The sequence below is a fragment of the Burkholderia sp. 9779_493 genome (assembly GCF_015712215.1).
GTDB lineage: Bacteria > Pseudomonadota > Gammaproteobacteria > Burkholderiales > Burkholderiaceae > Burkholderia > Burkholderia cenocepacia.
This window is the reverse complement of sequence record NZ_JACCQA010000006.1, coordinates 110,041-129,558: the sequence shown is the minus strand read 5'-3', so window position 1 is coordinate 129,558 and position 19,518 is coordinate 110,041. Positions and strand designations below refer to the sequence as shown.

Annotated in this window: 17 protein-coding genes; 11 read left to right on the top strand and 6 right to left on the bottom strand. The window is 68.4% G+C overall.

Annotated features, from left to right (window positions below):
- Positions 1–210: 210 nt before the first annotated feature.
- Complete coding sequence (locus tag H0X95_RS07990) at positions 211–1,878, top strand: fatty acid--CoA ligase (protein ID WP_023474886.1); 1,668 nt, start codon at positions 211–213, stop codon at positions 1,876–1,878.
- Positions 1,879–2,168: 290 nt separating this feature from the next.
- On the top strand, positions 2,169–4,934 hold the full coding sequence (locus H0X95_RS07985) for a LuxR C-terminal-related transcriptional regulator (protein ID WP_059720946.1): 2,766 nt from the start codon (positions 2,169–2,171) through the stop codon (positions 4,932–4,934).
- 25 nt (positions 4,935–4,959) lie between these two features.
- On the opposite strand, the gene H0X95_RS07980 is transcribed toward H0X95_RS07985, so the two are convergent.
- Positions 4,960–5,832 (bottom strand): LysR family transcriptional regulator, encoded by an 873-nt coding sequence (locus H0X95_RS07980; RefSeq protein WP_012493015.1) that lies wholly within the window; start codon positions 5,830–5,832, stop codon positions 4,960–4,962.
- 92 nt (positions 5,833–5,924) lie between these two features.
- Between H0X95_RS07980 and H0X95_RS07975 the strand changes: the two genes are divergently transcribed.
- From H0X95_RS07975 to H0X95_RS07965, 3 genes are all read left to right on the top strand, one after another.
- Positions 5,925–7,064, top strand: a complete 1,140-nt coding sequence (locus H0X95_RS07975) for an NAD(P)H-quinone oxidoreductase (protein ID WP_171983953.1) — start codon at positions 5,925–5,927, stop codon at positions 7,062–7,064.
- A gap of 137 nt (positions 7,065–7,201) precedes the next feature.
- Positions 7,202–8,191 carry a LysR family transcriptional regulator gene (locus tag H0X95_RS07970; RefSeq protein ID WP_059720945.1) on the top strand — a complete coding sequence of 330 codons (990 nt, stop codon included), beginning with the start codon at positions 7,202–7,204 and terminating at the stop codon, positions 8,189–8,191.
- A 57-nt stretch (positions 8,192–8,248) separates the two neighbouring features.
- Complete coding sequence (locus H0X95_RS07965; protein WP_059720944.1) at positions 8,249–8,626, top strand: BON domain-containing protein; 378 nt, start codon at positions 8,249–8,251, stop codon at positions 8,624–8,626.
- A gap of 125 nt (positions 8,627–8,751) precedes the next feature.
- On the opposite strand, the gene H0X95_RS07960 is transcribed toward H0X95_RS07965, so the two are convergent.
- Together H0X95_RS07960 and H0X95_RS07955 are read right to left on the bottom strand one after the other, a co-directional pair.
- The gene (locus H0X95_RS07960) at positions 8,752–8,907 is read right to left on the bottom strand and encodes a DUF3309 family protein (RefSeq protein ID WP_006483086.1); all 156 of its coding nucleotides are present in this window, start codon (positions 8,905–8,907) and stop codon (positions 8,752–8,754) included.
- Between the two features lie 120 nt (positions 8,908–9,027).
- Positions 9,028–9,234, bottom strand: a complete 207-nt coding sequence (locus H0X95_RS07955) for a DUF1737 domain-containing protein (RefSeq protein ID WP_023474879.1) — start codon at positions 9,232–9,234, stop codon at positions 9,028–9,030.
- Positions 9,235–9,403: 169 nt separating this feature from the next.
- Between H0X95_RS07955 and H0X95_RS07950 the strand changes: the two genes are divergently transcribed.
- The 6 genes from H0X95_RS07950 to H0X95_RS07925 all read left to right on the top strand — a co-directional run bounded on the left by H0X95_RS07950 (position 9,404) and on the right by H0X95_RS07925 (position 14,994).
- Positions 9,404–10,078 (top strand): histidine phosphatase family protein, encoded by a 675-nt coding sequence (locus tag H0X95_RS07950; RefSeq protein ID WP_006483087.1) that lies wholly within the window; start codon positions 9,404–9,406, stop codon positions 10,076–10,078.
- A gap of 19 nt (positions 10,079–10,097) precedes the next feature.
- Positions 10,098–11,129, top strand: coding sequence for a phosphotransferase (locus H0X95_RS07945; protein WP_006483113.1), 1,032 nt, complete (start codon positions 10,098–10,100; stop codon positions 11,127–11,129).
- Positions 11,130–11,198: 69 nt separating this feature from the next.
- The gene (locus H0X95_RS07940) at positions 11,199–11,963 is read left to right on the top strand and encodes an SDR family oxidoreductase (protein WP_034178669.1); all 765 of its coding nucleotides are present in this window, start codon (positions 11,199–11,201) and stop codon (positions 11,961–11,963) included.
- A 7-nt stretch (positions 11,964–11,970) separates the two neighbouring features.
- The gene (locus H0X95_RS07935) at positions 11,971–12,729 is read left to right on the top strand and encodes an SDR family NAD(P)-dependent oxidoreductase (protein ID WP_059720943.1); all 759 of its coding nucleotides are present in this window, start codon (positions 11,971–11,973) and stop codon (positions 12,727–12,729) included.
- Positions 12,730–12,769: 40 nt separating this feature from the next.
- Entirely contained in the window at positions 12,770–14,014 is a 1,245-nt protein-coding gene (locus tag H0X95_RS07930) for an acyl-CoA dehydrogenase family protein (RefSeq protein WP_059720942.1), read from the top strand.
- Positions 14,015–14,088: 74 nt separating this feature from the next.
- Positions 14,089–14,994 carry a LysR family transcriptional regulator gene (locus H0X95_RS07925; protein ID WP_006483110.1) on the top strand — a complete coding sequence of 302 codons (906 nt, stop codon included), beginning with the start codon at positions 14,089–14,091 and terminating at the stop codon, positions 14,992–14,994.
- Between the two features lie 16 nt (positions 14,995–15,010).
- On the opposite strand, the gene H0X95_RS07920 is transcribed toward H0X95_RS07925, so the two are convergent.
- The 3 genes from H0X95_RS07920 to H0X95_RS07910 form a co-directional block, all read right to left on the bottom strand.
- Positions 15,011–16,138: a J domain-containing protein gene (locus H0X95_RS07920; RefSeq protein WP_006483103.1), complete on the bottom strand. Its 1,128-nt coding sequence runs from the start codon at positions 16,136–16,138 to the stop codon at positions 15,011–15,013.
- Positions 16,139–16,246: 108 nt separating this feature from the next.
- Complete coding sequence (locus tag H0X95_RS07915; RefSeq protein WP_006483102.1) at positions 16,247–16,573, bottom strand: DUF4148 domain-containing protein; 327 nt, start codon at positions 16,571–16,573, stop codon at positions 16,247–16,249.
- A 515-nt stretch (positions 16,574–17,088) separates the two neighbouring features.
- Positions 17,089–19,473, bottom strand: a complete 2,385-nt coding sequence (locus H0X95_RS07910; protein WP_059720941.1) for a DNA polymerase II — start codon at positions 19,471–19,473, stop codon at positions 17,089–17,091.
- Between the last annotated feature and the right edge of the window lie 45 nt (positions 19,474–19,518).

The following is a 19,518-nucleotide window of genomic DNA, read 5'->3' as shown; positions in this document are numbered from 1 at the left end:
CTGCGATGAATCCTACAACGCCGTTCCGCGGCGAACGCCTCCCCGAACGGGTGGGTATCCCGTATCCATCGCCGTGATACGCGTCCGGACGGCTCGTCGCCGGTTTCGACGGGGGCTCGCTCCCCCCGGACAGGGGGGACGCGAAAGCCGGCCGGTCCGGTATCGTGGCCGCACGCTCGACGACCCGACCGGTCGCCCATGGAGACCTTCATGCATTCGTCATACCCGTACCCGCAAGACGAACCGGCGCCGTCCGGCCATGCGTATCCGCTGCTGATCAAGCAGTTACTTCATGCGCCGCTGGCGACGCGGCCCGAGCAGGAAATCGTGTACGGCGACCGGGTTCGGCATGATTACTGGGCGTTCCGGCATCGCATCGGGCAACTCGCGAGCGGACTGTCGTCGATCGGTGTCGGCGCGGGCGACGTCGTCGCCGTGCTGGACTGGGACAGCCATCGCTACCTGGAGTGCTACCACGCGATCCCGATGATGGGCGCGGTGCTGATGACCGCCAATGTCCGGCTGTCGCCCGACCAGTTGCTGTATACGCTCAACCATTCGGGCGCATGCATCGTGCTGGTTCACCGCGACTTCCTGCCGTTGTGGGCGGGCATGCGCGACCGGCTCGACACCGTGCGGCACGTCGTGCTGATCGCCGACGGCGACGAAACCGGGTTGCCGGACGGTTTCACCGACGAATACGAGGCGCTCGTCGCGGCCGGTTCGCCCGATTTCGCGTTCCCCGATTTCGACGAGCAGACCCGCGCGACGACGTTCTACACGACCGGCACCACCGGCCTGCCGAAGGCGGTGGCGTTCACCCATCGGCAGCTCGTGCTGCACACGCTCGCGGGCATGGCGGCGTTGTCGAGCGCGCGCGATCGCGGCCGCGTGCATCGCGACGACGTCTACATGCCGATCACGCCGATGTTCCATGTGCACGCCTGGGGAATGCCGTACATCGCGACCGCGCTCGGGCTCAAGCAGGTCTATCCGGGCCGTTATTCGCCGGACGGATTGGTCGCGCTGATCGCGCGCGAAGCGGTGACGTTCTCGCATTGCGTGCCGACGCTGCTCGCGATGATTCTCGACAGCCCGGCGTCGGCGGCGGCCGACCTGTCGGCGTGGAAGGTGATCGTCGGCGGCTCGCCGCTGTCCGACGGGCTGGCGCGGGCGGCGCTCGCGCGCGGGATCGAGGTCTACACCGGGTACGGGATGTCGGAAACCTGCCCGCTGATGACCATCGCGCAGATCGACCCGCCGCGCGCGGCCGGCGGCGCATCGGCCGACGACGACATCGCGCGCCGGACCAAGGCGGGGCTGCCGTTGCCGCTCGTCGACCTGCGCATCGTCGATGCGCAGTTTCGCGACGTGCCGCACGACGGCCGCTCGGCGGGCGAGGTCGTCGTGCGGACGCCGTGGGCGACGCAAGGCTATCTGGGCGATGCGCCGGCGTCGGCCGCGCTGTGGGCCGGCGGCTATCTGCATACGAACGACATCGGCGTGATCGATCCCGACGGCCGGCTGCAGATCACCGACCGCATCAAGGACGTGATCAAGACGGGCGGGGAATGGGTCTCGTCGCTCGAACTGGAGAGCATCCTGTCGCGTCATCCGGCCGTGCGCGAATCGGCGGTGATCGGCGTGAAGGATGCGCGCTGGGGCGAGCGTCCGCTCGCGCTGGTCGTGCTGACCGACGAGCAGGTCGGTCGCGTCGAGCCGGAGGAATTGAAAGCGCATGTGAAGCAAGTGGCCGACCGCGGGCTGATCTCGCGCTATGCGGTGCCGGAGCGGCTGCTGATCGTCGACGCGATCGAGAAGACGAGCGTCGGGAAGATCAACAAGCGCGCGTTGCGCGAGCGCTACCAGCCCGACTGACGAGTGCCCGGCAGCCCAGACGCCGGCGGCCAGGGCCACGCGGCTCCCCGCCCGGGGTAACCCCCCGAATGGGGGGCTGAACATCGCGCGCCGGTTCGAGAACAATGCGGGTCCCGTGTCGCGGACCGATACGCGCTGCGCGTGCCCACGCCGGTACGGACATCACCTACTTTTGACGGCCGGCGTCGAATCGTTATGCTGTTTTCGGCGCACGGCGAGACCGGGCCCGGCCGGCGGCTTCGCCGGCGGGCCGGCGGACACGCGATCAGCGCGAGGAGAACACGAACAGCATGGCGCCGATGGACAGCAGACAACCGGCTCGCCCGCCGGACCCCGATGCGATCGAAGTGCTGGTGCGCACCAAGCTGGCGCCGGCGTCGGCCCGCGGCATCGTGGCGCGCATCGCGCGGCTCGGCCGGCTCAAGCGCGGCCTCGACCGCCGGCTGACGCTCGTGTGCGCGCCGGCCGGATATGGCAAGACCACGCTGCTGGCGGAATGGCGCCATGCGCTGGTGGCGTCGGGCGTGAAGGTCGCGTGGGTGAGTCTCGACCAGGACGACGACAACGCGTCGATCTTCGCGTCCTACGTGGTCGCCGCGATCGTCGACGCAACCGGCGGCGTCGGCGCCCGCGCGCAGCAGTTGTTGCGCGATCGCGCGCTGATTCCGCTGAAGACCGTCTTCGACGAACTGCTCAACGAACTGGACAGCGCGGGCGTCGACCTGTTCCTGATGCTCGACGACTTCGATCGCCTCGCGTCGCCGGTCATCCACGACGCGATGTTCGACCTGCTGCGCTACGCGCCGTCGAACCTGCACGTCGTGCTGGCGTGCCGCTCGGTACCCGCGTTGCCGCTCAGCTATTTCGAATCGCGCGACGAACTCGTGCGGGTGGACGAGCACGACCTGCGTTTCGACGACACGGAGACGCGTGCGTTCTTCGAGCGGGTGGCCGGCAAGCCGCTCAATGCGGACAACGTCGCGCGTCTGCGCGCGGCGACCGAAGGCTGGGTGTCGGGCCTGCAACTGGCGGCCCTGGCGCTGCACGACGACAGCGACGCGGCGCGCGTGGCCGAGCAGGTCAGCCACGCGCGTGCCGGCATCGCCGCGTACCTGAACGAGAACGTGATGACGCAGGTGCCGGACGCGATCCGCCACTTCCTGCTGCATACGGCGGTGCTGGACCGGATGACGCCGGCGCTGTGCGATGCGCTGACCGGCCGCGACGATGCGCTCGGCTGCCTCGAATGGCTGAATGCGCACAACCTGTTCATCCGGTCGATCGACGGTGACCGGCGGCGCTACCGCTATCACGCGCTGTTCCTGCAATACCTGCGGGAGGAACTGGCGCTGCGCGAGCCCGGCGCGGTGGCCACGCTGCATCGTCGCGCGAGCGCCTGGTACGCGGACGAGCGGCAATGGCCGGACGCCGTCAGGCACGCGCTCGCGGCGGGCGACTTCGACGCGGCCGCCGGCTGGGTCGAGGCGTGCGCGATGAAGCTCATCGCGTCGAGCGACGTGCGCACGGTGCTCGACTGGGTGTCGCGCCTGCCCGCGCAGGCGCTGGCGGGCCGCCTGCGGTTGCGGATCGCGCATACGTGGGCGCTCGCGCTGTCGATGCAGATGGTCGAGGCGCGCCGCGCGCTGGAAGCGCTGGAAGCCGACATCGCGACCGGGCGACTCGATACCGATGCCGTCACGGCGACCGAACTGCTGGCCGTCCGCTCGCTGATCGCCGGGCTGTCGGATCACAGCATCGAATCGCTGCAGCTCGGCGAGCGCGTACTCGCGGCCGCGCCGCCGGCCGGTTCGTGGGTCGAGCAGATCGGGCAGACGACGCTGATCTTCGGGCTCGGCTACGCGGGCCGCCTCGGCGACGTGCGGGATCTCGGCGCGCGCGCGGAACACGCGGCGTCGGGGCACGAGCCGCTTTACGCGAACGTGTACCGCCAGAACATGTCGGGCCTGGCCGAGTTCGTCGCGGGCCGGCTGCACGACGCGTCGAAGACGTTCGAGACGGCGCTGCGGGCCGCCGAACAATCGGCGGGTCGCCTGTCGGCGGCGACGGCGCTGTCGGCCGGCTATCTGTCGGCGATCTATTACGAATGGAACGACTGGGCGAAGGTGCGCGACGCGCAGGCCGACCGCTTCGACATCGCGATGCAGGCGTGCTCGCTCGGGCCGTTGCTGCGGTTCATGCAGACGGCCGCGCTGCTGCAATTCCAGTCGGGAAACGATGCGCGCGCGCACGACATGCTCGACGAAGCCGATCGCGTCGCGTGCAGCCGGCAATGGCTGCGGCTGCGCGTCGCGTGCATGGCGACCGGTATCCGGCTGCATCTGGCCGCCGGCAAGCCGACGCAAGCCCATCGCGTGGGGCGGGCGCTGGCGTCGCTGGTGTCGCCCGTGCCGCCGGACGAAGCGTCGAGCCACGTCGAGACGTGGCAGATGGCGCAATCCGCGCAGGCCAGGCTGCTGCTCGCCGATGCGCGCGCGAGCGAGGCGGCCCAACGCATGGCGACCGTGCACGCGGTGCTGGCCGCACGCGGGTTCGACTGGTTCGCGGCGCAGGCGGCCGTGCTGCTTGCGATCGCGCTCGACCAGGCGGGCGACGAAAGCGCGGCGCTCGCGGCGTTGGCGCGCGCGCTCGAATACGGCCAGGGCAACGGACTCGTCCGAACCTTCGTCGACGAAGGGGCCGCGGCCGAGCGCCTGCTGGCGCGCTTACACAAGCGTGCCGACCGCTTTCCGGCGGTCGGCGCATGGTATCTGCGCGATCTGGCCCGTGCGTTCGACGGGCAGCGGCAATCGAACGCCACGCCCGCCACACGGCAGGGTGGGGCCGGCAACCTCAGCGCACGGGAAGTCGAGATCCTCGACTACGTCGCGCGCGGCCTGTCGAACAAGGAAATTGCCCGTGCGCTGCGGGTCGCGCCGGAGACGATCAAGTGGCACCTGAAGAACGTCTTCGAGAAGCTCAACGTGACGTCGCGCATCCAGGCGGTGCGCAGCGGGCTGGCGCTCGATCCGTCGCGGGTGCGGCGCGACGACGAATGACCGGCCGATACGGTGCCGGCGCGCGTCAGCGGTGCGCGGCGAACGCGGCCACGATCTCGTCGATCGCCGCGCGAATGCGCGCGGTGTGGCGCAGGTCGCGGTGCGTGACGAGCCAGACCTCGTACGGCGACTGCCGCATGCGGTCCGGCCAGATGCGCGTGAGCCCGTCGCGCTCGCCCATGTGGACGGGAATCTCGCCGACGCCGAGGCCCGCGCGCAGCGCCGCGCGCATCATCAGGTTCGAGTTCGTGCGCGTGACGATGCGCCCGCCGTCGATCGGTTCGCCGGCGAGGGTCGGCTTGCGGCTGGCGTCGATGTACGGCTGGTAGACGACGAGGTCGTGGCCCGCGAACGCGCGGCCGCGCTCGGGCTCGCCGTGCCGGCGCAGATAGTCGGGCGACGCGAACAGGCCCATGTCCCAGCACGCCAGCCGGCGTGCGACCAGATCGGGGTTCTCGGGCCGCACGGTGCGGATGGCGATATCGGCTTCGCGCTTCGCGAGATTCAGGATGTGGGTCGACGTGTTCAGCGCGACGGAGACGTCGGGATGTTTCGCGTGCAGCCGCGCGATCGACGGCATCACGAACTCGATCGCGAGCGCGTCGGTCGTCGTGATCTTCACCTCGCCGGCAAGCCGCCGGTCGACCCCGTGCGTCAGCCGCACCAGCTCGTGCGCGTGCTGCTCCATCGCCTCGGCGGCGCGTAGCGCCAGTTCGCCGACCGGCGTGGGCAGATAGCCTTTCGACGAGCGCAGGAACAGCGTCGCGCCGAGCATGTGCTCGAGCGTCGCGAGCCGCCGCCCGACCGTCGCCTGATCGACGCCGAGCGTCTGCGCCGCGCGGCGCAGCGTGCGCTCGCGATGGATTGCGAGAAAGACGCGCGCGTCGTCCCAGTTCATCGTGTGTCCCGACTGATGCATTTTTGCATTCCCCGACCGGTAATTCGCTGCGTGCCCGCCAGCGGCATCGCCCATAGACTGGCTTCACACACATGGCGATGCCGCGATTCGCGGATGGCCCGCGAATCGGCCGCGCATCGACGAACGTTGAGGATCATATCGTGATTGATGACGCGAACCCCCTTCCCACCCACATGACCGCGATCGAAATCGTGCGTCCCGGCGGCCCCGACGTGCTCGTGCCGGCGACCCGCGCCGTACCGGTGCCAGGCCCCGACGACGTGCTGATCCGGATTCATGCGGCCGGCGTCAACGGCCCGGACGTGTTCCAGCGCAAGGGGCTGTACGATCCGCCGCCCGGCGCGTCCGACATTCCCGGCCTCGAGATCGCCGGCGAAATCGTCGCGGTCGGCCGCGACGTCACGCGGTTCGCCGTCGGCGATCGCGTCTGCGCGCTGATTCCCGGTGGCGGCTACGCGGAATACGCGGTGGCGAACGAGAGCAACACGCTCGCGATTCCCGACGGCCTCGGGATGGCCGAGGCGGCGGCGCTGCCGGAGACCTTCATGACGGTCTGGCTGAACCTGTTCCAGCGCGGCCGGTTGTCGCCCGGCGAAAGCGTGCTGATCCACGGCGGCGCGTCGGGCATCGGCACGACGGCGACGATGCTGGCGAAGGCGTTCGGCGCGTCGACGATCATCACGACCGTCGGGTCGGACGCGCAACGCGACGCGAGCATGCGGCTCGGCGCGGATCTCGCGATCGACTATCGCAGCGAGGATTTCGTCGAGGCGGTCGCGCGCTTCACGGGCGGCAAGGGCGTCGACGTGATCGTCGACATCATCGCGGGCGACTACGTCGCGCGCAATTTCGCGGCGGCCGCGATGAACGGGCGCATCGTGCAGATCGGCGTGATCAATGGCCCCGCGAAGGCGCTCGATCTGTTTCCGATGCTGACGAAGCGGCTCACGCACATCGGCTCGACGCTGCGCTCGCGCACTTACGCGGAGAAGGCGCAGATCATTCGCGAGCTCGAGGAGGCCGTGTGGCCGCTGATCCGGCAAGGCACGGTCAAGCCTCGGGTCTATCGGCTGTTCGATCTGCGCGACGCCCGTGCGGCGCACGAGCTGATGGATTCGGGACGACATATCGGCAAGATCGTGCTGGCGACGCGGGCTGCGGAGGGATCGCTGCGGGCCGCCGTCGACGCAAACGCCAAGCATTCCACATGATCGGCCTACCCTTCAGCCCCCCGGTCGGGGGGCTGAAGCCGCGGCGGGGATGGTCCGACAATCGGGGCACCGAATGCGTCGCCGCGCCCCGCCGGCGCGTCGCGTGGATGCAGCACCGCACTGGACGATGAGTCGAAATGGACATGCTCGAGAACATGCGGACGTTCGTTCGCGTCGTGCAGGCCGGCAGCTTCTCCGCCGTGGCGAAGCAGACCGATGTCGCGACCGCCCAGGTGTCGAGGGCCGTCGCGAGCCTGGAAGCGTATGCGCAGATTCGTCTGTTGAACCGGACCACCCGGAAAATCGCGCTGACCGACAGCGGACGCCGCTATTTCGAGCGCCTGCAATCGATCCTCGGCGATGTCGACCAGGCGAACGCCGAGGCGAGGAACGCGCTGGTCCGCCCGTACGGACGCCTGCGCGTGCATACGATGCCGGGGCTCGGGCAGAGCCATGTCACCGCGTCGGCCGTCGCCTACCGGGCGCGCTTTCCCGACGTCGCCATCGAGATGACCTATTCGCAGCGGATGCCCAATCTCGTCGAGGAGGGCTACGACGTGTCGGTCGTCACGGCCGCGAGCCTGCCGGACTCCGCGTGCATCGCGCATTCGTGCGGCACGTCCTTCAGCGTGCTGGTCGCGTCGCCGGCCTACCTCGACCGCCACGGCGCGCCGGCCGTGCCCGCCGACCTGGCGCGCCATACCTGCCTGCGCCTCGATACGCCGGCGGAAGCGAACGGCGAATGGCTGCTGCACGGCGCGGGCGGCCAGGCGGTGTCGCATGCGGTCACGGCCGCGCCGTTCCACGCGAATGCGCCGGAGGCGATGTCGATCGCGCTGCGCGCGGGGCTGGGCATCGGTTCGCTCGCGATCTATTCGGCGATCGACGACCTGCGCACCGGGCGGCTCGTGCGCGTGCTGCCGGACTACCGGTTGACGATGCTCGACGTGTACGCGATGTATGCGTCGCGTCGCTTCCTGGACGCGAAGGTCCGCACCTTCGTCGAGCATCTGCGCTTGGGGTTGTCGCCCGCGCTGAAAGCCGACGCCCGCGCGCTCGACGCGCTCGCGGCGCCGCGCGGCTGCGAGCGTGCCCGTGCCCGTGCGGTGGCCGGTGTCACGGCCTGACGGCCGGCCCATCCGTCGTATCCGTTGTACCCGTTCGTTCCTGTCGAGGAGAATCCGATGAAGTCCCGTTTTGCAATCGTCGTTGCAGGTTTCGTTGCGTTGTCGCCGCTGGCCGGTCAAGCGCAGTCCGCCGCACCCACCGCGCCCGCCGAGCAGGCGGCATCGGCGGCCGCGTCGCCGCGAGCGGCGAAGAAGGCCGAACGCGCGGCCGACCGCGCATTCGCGAAGAAGGTTCGGCAGGCCATCGCGAGGGCGCCCGGCGTGGGCAATGCGCAGGTCACCGTGTTCGCGAAGGCGAAGACGGGCGACGTGACACTGGCCGGGCAGATCGCCGACGAGTCGCAGGACCGGGCCGCGGTGGACGCGGCCCGCCAGGTACCGGGCGTGACGTCGGTGAAGAGCAAGCTCCAGTTACGCCTGGAGGGTGGCCAGTAACGGGTAGGGTTGACGGCATCGGATGCATGTCTTTGCGGGTCTCGTCGTGTAAAGAATCCACGGCGAAGGCTCGGGAAGGCACGCACCCGTGCCGGCTGCGACGCGTCCCGCCGGTGGCAGGGGCGTCAGATGCGACCGAGCAGCACCAGTATCACGACAATGACGACGATCAGCCCGACGGTCCCCGATGGCCAGTAGCCCCAGCTTCGGCTATGCGGCCATGCAGGAAATGCTCCGATGAGCAGCAGAATCAGAACGATGATGAGGATCGTACCGAGCATCGCATCCCTCCTGGATTTATTCGACACGGTGTCGGCTGTCGCAATTCGCGTGCCGCGAGGCGACGATCGTTCCGTAGGGCGCCGCTGCCGCATCGGACGGTGCGCGGCGGGCGACCGGGATTATGCGCCGGCCTCCGTGCCGGCGGTGTCCGGCCAGAGCAGGGCCTGGGCGACGACGACGTGATCGCCGTTGAAGGTGGCGGCGGGCGAGCCGTACAGGCGATAGCCGAGCGCCAGCGCATCCGACACGCGGTGGCAAAACGTGGCGTCGTCCTTGCCCGTCAGCAAGCGATAGCGGGGCAGGTCGTTGGGTGGGGAAGACGACATGGGCGGGACTCCTGTGAAGGGGGCGGATCGGGCAGTATAAGTCGGGCAAACCCACGCCATCTGCGAAGGCAGGGGCATTTACATCATGAATGCTCGTTCATTCAACAAATAAATTTTAAAAATGGCCGCCCGCTCGCTATGCTGAATCCTTCACTCAGGCGGGCATGCAATGGCGGAACTCTTTCTGGTACGGCACGGGCAGGCGTCGTTCGGCACCGACGACTACGACCGGCTTTCCGCGGCGGGCGACCAGCAGGGCGTCTGGCTCGGCGAATACTTCGCGCGGCAGGGGCTGACGTTCGACCGCGTGATCTGCGGCACGATGAACCGCCATGCGCAGACGGTCGCCGCGATCCTGCGCGGAATGGACCGCGAAGGCGTCGCGGTCGACCGCCATCCGGGCCTGAACGAATACGATTTCCACGGGCTGTTCGCGGCCGCCGCCAGCGACTACCCGGAAATCGCGCGGCTCGCGGCCGGCTCGATGAAGGAACATTTCCGCGCGCTCCGGCAGGTGCTGCAGCTGTGGACCGAGGACAAGCTCGGCGATGCGGCTCCCGAAACCTGGGCCCATTTCCAGCAGCGCGTGGCCGACGCGCGCGCCGCGATCCGCCACGGCGGCGGCCAGCGCGTGCTGGCGGTGAGCTCCGGCGGCCCGATCGCGGTCACCGTGCAGCAGGTGCTCGCGGCGCCGCCGTCGAGCGCGATCGCGCTGAACCTGCAGATCCGCAACAGCAGTCTTTCGCAGTTTTTCTTCAACGCCGAGGCGTTCCACCTCGCGTCGTTCAACGGCATCCCGCATCTGGAGGATCCCGAACGACACGCGCTGCGCACCTACGGCTGACCCACGAACGATCGCGACGATGACGAACCCTTCCCAGCAACTCGACGTAGCCCGCCTCACGCGCTATCTGGAAACGCACGTGCCGGGCTTCGAAGGCCCGGTCGACACGGAGAAGTTTGCCGGCGGCCAGTCGAATCCGACTTTCCTGCTGAATGCGAAGAGCGGCCGCTACGTGCTGCGCCGCCAGCCGCCGGGCGAACTGCTGAAATCCGCGCACGCGGTCGACCGCGAATTCCGCGTGCTGACCGCGCTGTCGGGCACCGCGGTGCCGGTCGCGCACCCGTATCACCTGTGCGAAGACCGCGACGTGATCGGCAGCCTGTTCTACGTGATGAGTTTCGAGGATGGCCGGATCTTCTGGGATCCCGCGCTGCCCGAACTGCCGAAGGCCGAGCGCGCGACCTGCTACGACGCGCTGCTGCAGACGATGGCCGCGCTGCACGACGTCGATGTCGACGCGGTGGGCCTCGCCGACTACGGCCGCCCGGGCAACTACTTCGAACGCCAGATCGGCGTGTGGACGAAGCAGTATCGCGCGGCCGAAACCGGCCGCCTCGATGCGATGGAGACGCTGATCGACTGGCTGCCGAAAGCATGCCCCGAGGACACGGGCCGGCCGGCGCTGGTGCACGGCGATTTCCGGATCGACAACCTGATGTTCGCGCGCGACGGCTATCGCGTGCAGGCCGTGCTCGACTGGGAGCTGTCGACGCTCGGCAACCCGCTCGCCGATCTCGCGTATTTCTGCATGTGCCTGCGGCTGCCGTCGGGCGGCCAGGTGCGCGGGCTCGCGGGCCAGGATCGCGCGGCACTCGGGATTCCGGACGAAGCGGCGATCGTCGCGCGCTACTGCGAGCTGCGCGGCATCGCGCCGATCCGCGACTGGCATTTCTACCTCGCCTTCAGTTTCTTCCGGCTCGCGGCGATCGCGCAGGGCGTGAAGGCGCGCGCGCTGCAGGGCAACGCATCGAGCGAGCAGGCGCTGCGCGTCGGCGAAATGGCCGGCCGGCTGGCCGAACTGGCCGTCGGCGTGATCGACGCGCATCGCTGATATCGCCGCGAAGCGTCACGCTCGCCGCGCGGCGACACGACAACCCAATCAATGGAGGAGCACAGCAACATGGCAACGAACCTGTTCGACCTGACGGGCAAGATCGCACTGGTGACGGGCGCGAGCCGCGGCATCGGCGAAGAAATCGCGAAGCTGCTCGCCGAACAAGGCGCGCACGTGATCGTGTCGAGCCGCAAGATCGACGACTGCCAGGCGGTTGCGGACGCAATCGTCGCGGCGGGCGGCCGCGCCGAGGCGCTCGCGTGCCACGTCGGGCGTCTGGAGGACATCGCCGCGACGTTCGAGCACATCCGCGGCAAGCACGGCCGTCTCGACATCCTCGTGAACAACGCGGCCGCGAACCCGTATTTCGGGCACATCCTCGATACCGATCTCGCCGCGTACGAGAAGACCGTCGACGTGAACATCCGCGGGTACTTCTTCATGTCGGTCGAAGCCGGCAAGCTGATGAAGACGCACGGCGGCGGCGCGATCGTCAACACCGCGTCGGTGAACGCGCTGCAGCCGGGGGACCGGCAAGGCATCTACTCGATCACGAAGGCGGCCGTCGTCAACATGACGAAGGCGTTCGCGAAGGAATGCGGGCCGCTCGGCATCCGCGTGAACGCGCTGCTGCCGGGGTTGACGAAGACGAAGTTCGCGGGCGCGCTGTTCGCGGACAAGGACATCTACGAAACCTGGATGACGAAGATCCCGCTGCGCCGCCACGCGGAGCCGCGCGAAATGGCCGGCACCGTGCTGTATCTCGTGTCGGACGCGGCGAGCTACACGAACGGCGAATGCATCGTCGTCGACGGCGGCCTGACGATCTGAGCGCGCGATGAAACTCGACAGCTACGCCGGCCAGGCCGTGATGATCACCGGCGCCGCGAGCGGCTTCGGCGCGCTGCTCGCGCGCGAACTCGCCGCGATGGGCGCGCGGCTCGCGCTCGGCGACCTGAACGGCGATGCGCTCGAACGCGTGGCCGCGCCGCTGCGCGCGGCCGGCGCCGACGTGATCGCGCAGCGCTGCGACGTGCGCGTCGAAACGGAGGTCGCCGCGCTGGTGCAGGAAGCCGTCGCGCGCTTCGGGCGGCTCGACGTCGGCATCAACAACGCGGGCATTGCGCCACCGATGAAGGCGCTGATCGACACCGACGAAGCCGATCTCGACCTGAACTTCGCGGTGAACGCCAAGGGCGTGTTCTTCGGGATGAAGCACCAGATCCGCCAGATGCTCGCGCAGCGCGAAGGCGTGATCCTGAACGTCGCGTCGATGGCCGGGCTCGGCGGCGCGCCGAAGCTGGCCGCGTATGCGGCATCGAAACATGCGGTGGTCGGGCTCACGAAGACGGCCGCGCTCGAATACGCGCGCCACGGCATCCGCGTGAATGCGGTGTGCCCGTTCTACAGCACGACGCCGATGGTCACCGACAGCGAGATCGGCGAGCGCCAGGATTTTCTGGCGCAGGGCTCGCCGATGAAGCGGCTCGGCCGGCCCGACGAAATCGTCGCGACGATGCTGATGCTGTGCGCGAAGGACAACACGTATCTGACCGGGCAGGCCGTCGCCGTCGACGGCGGCGTCTCGGCCTTCTGAACCGAACGAACGGAAACACGGAAATCTCGAGGAGTCGATCATGGACTTTGGCTACACCCCGAAAGTGGAAGCACTGCGCGAACGCGTGAGCGCATTCATGGATGCGCACATCGTGCCGCGCATCCGCCAGTGGAACGACGAAGTGCACGCGGGCCAGTATCCGGTGTCGTTCATGGAGGAACTGAAGGAACGCGCGAAGGCGGAAGGGCTGTGGAACCTGTTCCTGCCGCACCTGAAGGACGACGAGCCGGGGATGGGCCTGACGAACCTCGAATACGCGCCGCTCGCCGAGATCATGGGGCGCGTGAGCTGGGCGTCGGAAGTGTTCAACTGCAACGCGCCGGACACCGGCAACATGGAGCTGCTGCACATGTTCGCGACGCCCGAGCAGCGCGAACAGTGGCTGCTGCCGCTGCTGCGCGGCGAGATCCGCTCGGCGTTCGCGATGACGGAGCCCGACGTCGCGTCGTCGGATGCGACCAACATCACGACACGCATCGAGCGCGTGGGCGACGAGTACGTGATCAACGGCCGCAAGTGGTTCATCACGAACGCCGCGCATCCGAACTGCAAGATCTTCATCGTGATGGGCAAGACCGATCCCGACGCCGAGTCGCACCAGCAGCAGAGCATGATCCTCGTGCCGCGCGACACGCCGGGCGTGACGGTCGTGCGCAACATCACGGTGGTCAATCACCACGCGCCGGAAGGGCACTGCGAGATCACGTTCGACAACGTGCGCGTGCCGGCGCGCAACCTGCTCGGCGAGGAAGGCAGCGGCTTCGCGCTCGCGCAGGCGCGCCTCGGGCCGGGCCGCATCCACCACTGCATGCGCTCGATCGGCGCGGCCGAGCTGGCGCTGGAGCTGATGGTCGACCGCGCGCAGTCGCGCGTCGCGTTCGGCAAGCCGCTGAACCGGCACGGCACGGTCGGCGAATGGATCGCGCGCTCGCGTATCGAGATCGACCAGGCACGCCTCTTGGTGCTGAAGGCCGCGTGGATGATCGACAAGGTCGGCGCGAAGGCGGCGCGCAAGGAAATCTCGATGATCAAGGCGCTCGTGCCGACCGTCTACACGGACGTGTGCGACCGCGCGATGCAGGTATTCGGCGCGGCCGGCCTGAGCCCCGATACGCCGCTGGCCGACCTGTGGACCTGGGGCCGCGCGCTGCGCTTCGCCGACGGCCCGGATGAGGTGCACCTGCAGGCGATCGCGCGGATGGAGATCAAGGACGGCGAACCCGGCGCGACCGCGCCGTACCTGACGCCGCCGCCGCGCGGCTGAGCGGCGCGCCGGAGAGCGACGTGGGCGAACGGGAGGCGCACGCCGTATTAAGATGCCGGCAAGGAGATCCGGCGATGCGCCTTTCGAAGATTGATCTGAACCTGTTCGTCGTATTCGAGGCGATCTACAACAAGCGCAACCTGACGCGCGCGGCCGAGGTGCTGAACCTCACGCAGCCGGCCGTCAGCAACGCGCTGGCGCGGCTGCGCAAGACGCTGAACGATCCGCTGTTCGTCAGCACGCCGGCCGGGATGATGCCGACGCCGATGGCCGAGAACATCGTCGGCCGCGTGCGCGAGGCGCTGCAACTGCTCGATTCGAGCGCGCATGAAGGCGACGTGTTCGACCCGGCTTCGTCCGAGCGCGTGTTCCGGCTCAGCATGAGCGACCTGACCGAGGCGCTGCTGCTGCCCGCGCTCGGCGAACTGCTGCAGACGCATGCGCCCGGCATGCACGTGCGCAGCTATACGATGGACCGCCGCGAAGTCGCGACCGCGCTCGCGAACGGCTCGGTCGACATCGCGATCGACGCGCCGCTGATCGGCGATCCGCATCTGCACCAGGCGCTGCTGGTGCAGGACCGCTACGCATGCATGATCCGCGACGATCACCCGTTCAACGGCGACACGCTGACCATGGACGACTACCTGTCGATGGGCCACATCCACGTGTCGAGCCGCCGCAAGGGCAGCGGGCACGTCGACGCGGAACTGACGCGGCTCGGGCTGCGCCGCAATATCCAGATGCGCGTGCAGCACTACATGGTCGCGCCACTGATCGCGATGCGAAGCGATCTCGCGCTGACGGCGCCGCTGCGGCTGCTGCAGCGCTATCCGGCGCGCATTCTGGAACTGCCGTTCGAGATGCCGGGGCTCGACTACTTCTGCTACTGGCATCGCAGCGCCGATCAGGATCAGGGCAGCCAGTGGCTGCGCGAGCAATTGATGACGCTGATGGGCGGGATCGGCGAGGTGCGGTGACGCGCGCGCAGGCGGCTCAATACGATTCGTCGTCGAAGCGTGACGATGCGGGCCGGCGTTTCATGTCCTTCAACCAGTTCCTGACCTGATCCGGATCCTCGAACTCGCGCAGCGTGACGGTCAAATCCTGGTTGCTCCGCTGCATGCCGGCGATGTCGCGCGCAAGCATGCGCAGCACGGTATCGGGCGCGACCTTGGTGGACGGCGCGATCCCGTACGTGCGCCGGAAGTCGTGCTCGACGTGCACGATCTCCTGATCGAGTTCGCGCAGCTGTTCCTCCAGGATGCCGTTGTAGCGCGTGAGCCGCGCTTCGCCGAGACCGTCGATCGCACGCCGGTCGATCTGTTCGATTTCCAGCTGCAGTTCGAGCAACTGGAGCAGATTGCCTTTCTCGTAGGCACGGTTGACCCGCTGCATCAGCACGGTCTTGCGTTGCTGCTCCTGCGGATCGGGTTCGCGATCGGGGTGCAGCGCGCTGGCCAGCTTGCGATAGATCTCGCGGATCGATTTGCTCGATTCGGCCTGCTCGGCTTCGATCCGGGCCTGCGCGGCCGATTGCTTCGGTGCCTTCTTGCGCTTGGCGCGCTGCGCCTCGCGGGCCGCATGGGCGGCCATGTCGCGCTCGAACTGGGCGTCGAGTTCAGCCTGCATGCGTGCCGCGAGTTCGTCGGGCGACAGCGTGTCGAGATCTTCTGGCGGTTGCGGCTCGGGTTCCTGTTCCCGTCCCGGTTTGGCGGGCTCGGGAGCGCCTGCCGCGTGGCCGGTGTGCGCGGGTCCGGCATGCCGGTCGTAGATGATTTTCAACGTCGCGTCGTCGCTGACGTCGAGCAAATCGCGCGCCATGTCGACGATCAGGTCCGACAGCGTGCGCTGCTCGGCCTTGCTCAGGCCCTTCTGCAGGAACGCGTCGTCGAGCAGATGGATCAGCCGGATGCGCAGCGCAGTCGCTTCCTGTTCGAGCGGCAGCAGAGCGTCGACGAACTTCTTCTGGAACGCCGGCATCACGGCTTCCCACGCGCCGAGCCGCTCGCGCCGCGTCTCGATCTGCTTGACGAGCGTATTGAACGTTTGCTGGGCTTTCGACAGGCTGGCTGTCTCGTGGCCGGGTGCGATGGCGACCGCGGCACCGCGACGTGCGGTCATGATGAGTGTCCTCCGGCCGCGGCGGGACGCGCGGCAGGCCGGTATTTTAGCCGCATGCCCGCGGGGCGGCGCGGAGTTGGGGGCTTCCTCCCGGTGACCGGCGGCGCGTCAGTGCGCCACGGCCGCCGCTGCCGGCGCGCCGGAATCCGAACCCGGTGCGCCGTTCGGGCCGTAGCCCGCTTCGGCATTCTTGTGTTCGGCGAGGCGCTTCGCGGCCAGGCGTTCCTGCGCGGCGACGATGTCGTCCGGATAGCTGTCGCCGTCGCCGATCGACGGGTTGTAGCCGACCGATTCGAGGTCCAGCAACTCCTGGCGCACTTGCGCGCGGGTGAGCGTCGAGTGGGACGACGACTGCGCGTACGACAGGGTCGGTGCGGCAAGCAGCGCGGTGGCGGTAGTGGTGACGGCGGCGATGGTAACGATGAGCGATTTCACGATTTCCTCAGACGGTTTCGTTGCGATTCGGCGTACCTGCGGCAGGCCGCCAGATCGATGGAGCAAGTTTAGGAACCCGGAACGGCCGGATAAACGGCGATTCCTGGCGAGCTGTGTTCCAGAATGCGTGAGAGTGCGCAATGCGCATGCCGGGGCGATCACGCATCGGCGATGGCTGCGGCGGTGCTTGCCGCATGGGCCGTTCCTGACGCGTGTGGTGAGGCGACCCTGATTGCATCAATCGTGTCGCTCGGGACGGCCCGGCTCAGCGGCAGGTGCGTGCATCGGTCGCGAGGCCAATGATCCGGCATGCGGCCGGAGCGACCGGTCGGCGCGGCGTCAAAGCTGGACGCCTGATCGAGGCAATCGGTTTTACTTGTCGTGCGGCAGGTGGGGACGTGCGAATGCCGACCGATGCGGCTTCGGATCGATCCGCAGACTCATGGTCGACGCACGATGAATGGCCTGCAAGGCTCGGTTGCGTGCGCAACCGGGACGGGCTGGCGTGTGATCCGTCAATCGCCGAACAACTGCCCCTGCCCGGAGATCACGCGTTCGAAATCGTCGCGCAGGAACGGCAGGATCGCATCGGCGACGGGCTGAAGCTGGCGGCTCAGGTAGAACGCATAGTCGATCGGCGAGCGCATCGTTTCGAGCGGCTCGGGGCCGGCCGTCGTCATCACGTAGCTGATCCAGCCGCCGCGCTGATACTGCAGCGGCCGGCCCTGCGCATGATTGAACTCGTCGGCGATGCGCGCCGCGCGCACGTGCGGCGGCACGTTGCGCTCGTATTCGCGCAGCGGCCGGCGCACGCGCTTGCGGTAGACGAGCTGATCGTCGAATTCGCCGGCCAGCGTGCGCCGCACGTAGTCGCGAATGAAATCCTGATACGGTTCGCGCCTGAACACGCGCCGGTACAACTCGCGCTGAAACTGCTGCGCGAGCGGCGTCCAGTCGGTGCGCACCGTTTCGAGCCCCTTGAACACGAGATCCTCGCCGCCGTCGGCCGTCGCCGCGAGGCCCGCATAGCGCTTCTTGCTGCCTTCTTCCGCGCCGCGCACGGTCGGCATCAGGAAGCGGCGGTAATGCCGCTCGTATTGCAGCTCCAGCGCGCTGTCGAGCCCGAACTGCTCGCGCAGGTGCGCTTGCCACCAGCGATTCACGTGCTCGACCAGCGCCCGACCCTTCGCGCCGGCTTCGTCGTCGTCATGCGCGCGGCCGAGCCATACGAACGTCGAATCGGTATCGCCGTAAATCACTTCGTAACCCTGAGCTTCGATCAGCTTGCGCGTGCGGTGCATGATCTCGTGGCCGCGCATCGTGATCGACGATGCGAGGCGCGGGTCGAAGAAGCGGCAGCCGGTCGAGCCGAGCACGCCGTAAAACGAATTCATGATGATCTTCAGCGCCTGCGACAGCGGTGCGTTGCGCTGCCGCTTCGCGTCGTCGCGGCCTTCCCACACGCGCCGTACGATGTCGGGCAGGCAGTGCGCGGTGCGCGAGAAACGCGCGCCGAGAAAACCGGGCACCGATGTGTCGTCGGCGGGGTGCGCGAGCCCCTCGATCAGCCCGACCGGATCGATCAGGAACGTGCGGATGATCGACGGATAGAGGCTCTTGTAGTCGAACACGAGCACCGAGTCGTACAGCCCGGGGCGCGAATCCATCACGAAGCCGCCGGGGCTGTTCTGTCCCGTCACGTCGCCGAGGTTCGGCGCGACATAGCCGAGCCGATGCATGCGCGGCAGGTACAGGTGCGTGAACGCCGCGACCGACCCGCCGGTGCGATCGGCCGCGAGGCCCGTGACGCTCGCGCGTTCGAGCGCGAAGGACAGCAGGTCGGCCTTGTCGAAGATGCGCGTGACGAGCTCGCAATCCTTCAGGTTGTAGCGCGCGAGCGCGGGCTTGTCGTGATCGAAGCGGCGCTGGATCTCGTCCATCCGCTGATACGGATTGTCGATCGACTTGCCTTCGCCGAGCAGCGACTGCGACACGTATTCGAGGCTGAACGACGGGAAGGTCCACGTCGCGGATTTCAGCATGTCGATGCCGTCGAGGATCAGCCGGCCGGCCGCGCCCGCGAAGAAGTGGTCGGGCTGCTGGCCGTGCGCGCGCCAGTCGAGCACGCTGCCGCCGCGCCCGAGTTTCAGCGGCACGCCGTATTGCTCCGCGTACGCGTGCAGGATGCGCAGGTCGAACTGCACGAGATTCCAGCCGATCACCGCATCGGGATCGTGCTCGTCGAACCAGTCGTTCAGCCGCGCGAGCATCGCGGGCCGGCTGTCGCAGTAGTCGAGATTGAAATCGAGCGTGCCGGTGCCATCGCGTTCGTCGCCGTTCGGCGGGCCGAGCATGTAGACCTGGCGCTGCCCGCAACCTTCGAGCGCGATCGAGTACAGCTCGCCGTGGACGCTGGTTTCGATGTCGAGCGACACGCAGCGCAGCGCGGGGCGGTAACCGGTCGCCGGCTTCAGCTCGCCGCCGGTCAGCGTGCCGTCGCGGCCGGGCTGGCCGCGAAACTCGACGCAGGCGGTGATGAAGCGCTCCATCGCGTAGCGGTCGGGCGGCTGCACGTCGGCTTCGTAGACGTCGACGCCGGCGGCGGCCAGGCGTTTCTGGAGCCCGGACAGATGGCGGTAGCGCTTGCAATAGAGGCCGACGACCGGGCGCTGCCGGAAGTCGCGCAGCGCGAGCGGCCGCAACTCGGCGTCGCGCTCGCCGGCCAGCGTGTGCTCGGCGAGCGCCTGCTGCTCGGCGGGGATGAACGCGACGGCTTCCTGCGGGCGCAACCGCACGCGGCGCGGGCCGTGTCCGGTTGCCAGCCAGAACTCGATCTCGATGCCGGATGCGGTGTCCCGCCAGTGGCGGGTAAGGATGAAGCCCTGCTCGAACGCCGTCAAAACGCTTGCTCGTCGTGGATGCTCAGGCGGCGGATTTTAGCGCCT

What these genes read in the sequence shown, in the direction of transcription:
- H0X95_RS07990 (WP_023474886.1), top strand. Translation starts at nt 211, where the DNA reads ATGCATTCGTCATACCCGTACCCGCAAGACGAACCGGCGCCGTCCGGC.
- H0X95_RS07985 (WP_059720946.1), top strand. Translation starts at nt 2,169, where the DNA reads ATGGCGCCGATGGACAGCAGACAACCGGCTCGCCCGCCGGACCCCGAT.
- H0X95_RS07980 (WP_012493015.1), bottom strand. Translation starts at nt 5,832, where the DNA reads ATGAACTGGGACGACGCGCGCGTCTTTCTCGCAATCCATCGCGAGCGC.
- H0X95_RS07975 (WP_171983953.1), top strand. Translation starts at nt 5,925, where the DNA reads ATGGCGATGCCGCGATTCGCGGATGGCCCGCGAATCGGCCGCGCATCG.
- H0X95_RS07970 (WP_059720945.1), top strand. Translation starts at nt 7,202, where the DNA reads ATGGACATGCTCGAGAACATGCGGACGTTCGTTCGCGTCGTGCAGGCC.
- H0X95_RS07965 (WP_059720944.1), top strand. Translation starts at nt 8,249, where the DNA reads ATGAAGTCCCGTTTTGCAATCGTCGTTGCAGGTTTCGTTGCGTTGTCG.
- H0X95_RS07960 (WP_006483086.1), bottom strand. Translation starts at nt 8,907, where the DNA reads ATGCTCGGTACGATCCTCATCATCGTTCTGATTCTGCTGCTCATCGGA.
- H0X95_RS07955 (WP_023474879.1), bottom strand. Translation starts at nt 9,234, where the DNA reads ATGTCGTCTTCCCCACCCAACGACCTGCCCCGCTATCGCTTGCTGACG.
- H0X95_RS07950 (WP_006483087.1), top strand. Translation starts at nt 9,404, where the DNA reads ATGGCGGAACTCTTTCTGGTACGGCACGGGCAGGCGTCGTTCGGCACC.
- H0X95_RS07945 (WP_006483113.1), top strand. Translation starts at nt 10,098, where the DNA reads ATGACGAACCCTTCCCAGCAACTCGACGTAGCCCGCCTCACGCGCTAT.
- H0X95_RS07940 (WP_034178669.1), top strand. Translation starts at nt 11,199, where the DNA reads ATGGCAACGAACCTGTTCGACCTGACGGGCAAGATCGCACTGGTGACG.
- H0X95_RS07935 (WP_059720943.1), top strand. Translation starts at nt 11,971, where the DNA reads ATGAAACTCGACAGCTACGCCGGCCAGGCCGTGATGATCACCGGCGCC.
- H0X95_RS07930 (WP_059720942.1), top strand. Translation starts at nt 12,770, where the DNA reads ATGGACTTTGGCTACACCCCGAAAGTGGAAGCACTGCGCGAACGCGTG.
- H0X95_RS07925 (WP_006483110.1), top strand. Translation starts at nt 14,089, where the DNA reads ATGCGCCTTTCGAAGATTGATCTGAACCTGTTCGTCGTATTCGAGGCG.
- H0X95_RS07920 (WP_006483103.1), bottom strand. Translation starts at nt 16,138, where the DNA reads ATGACCGCACGTCGCGGTGCCGCGGTCGCCATCGCACCCGGCCACGAG.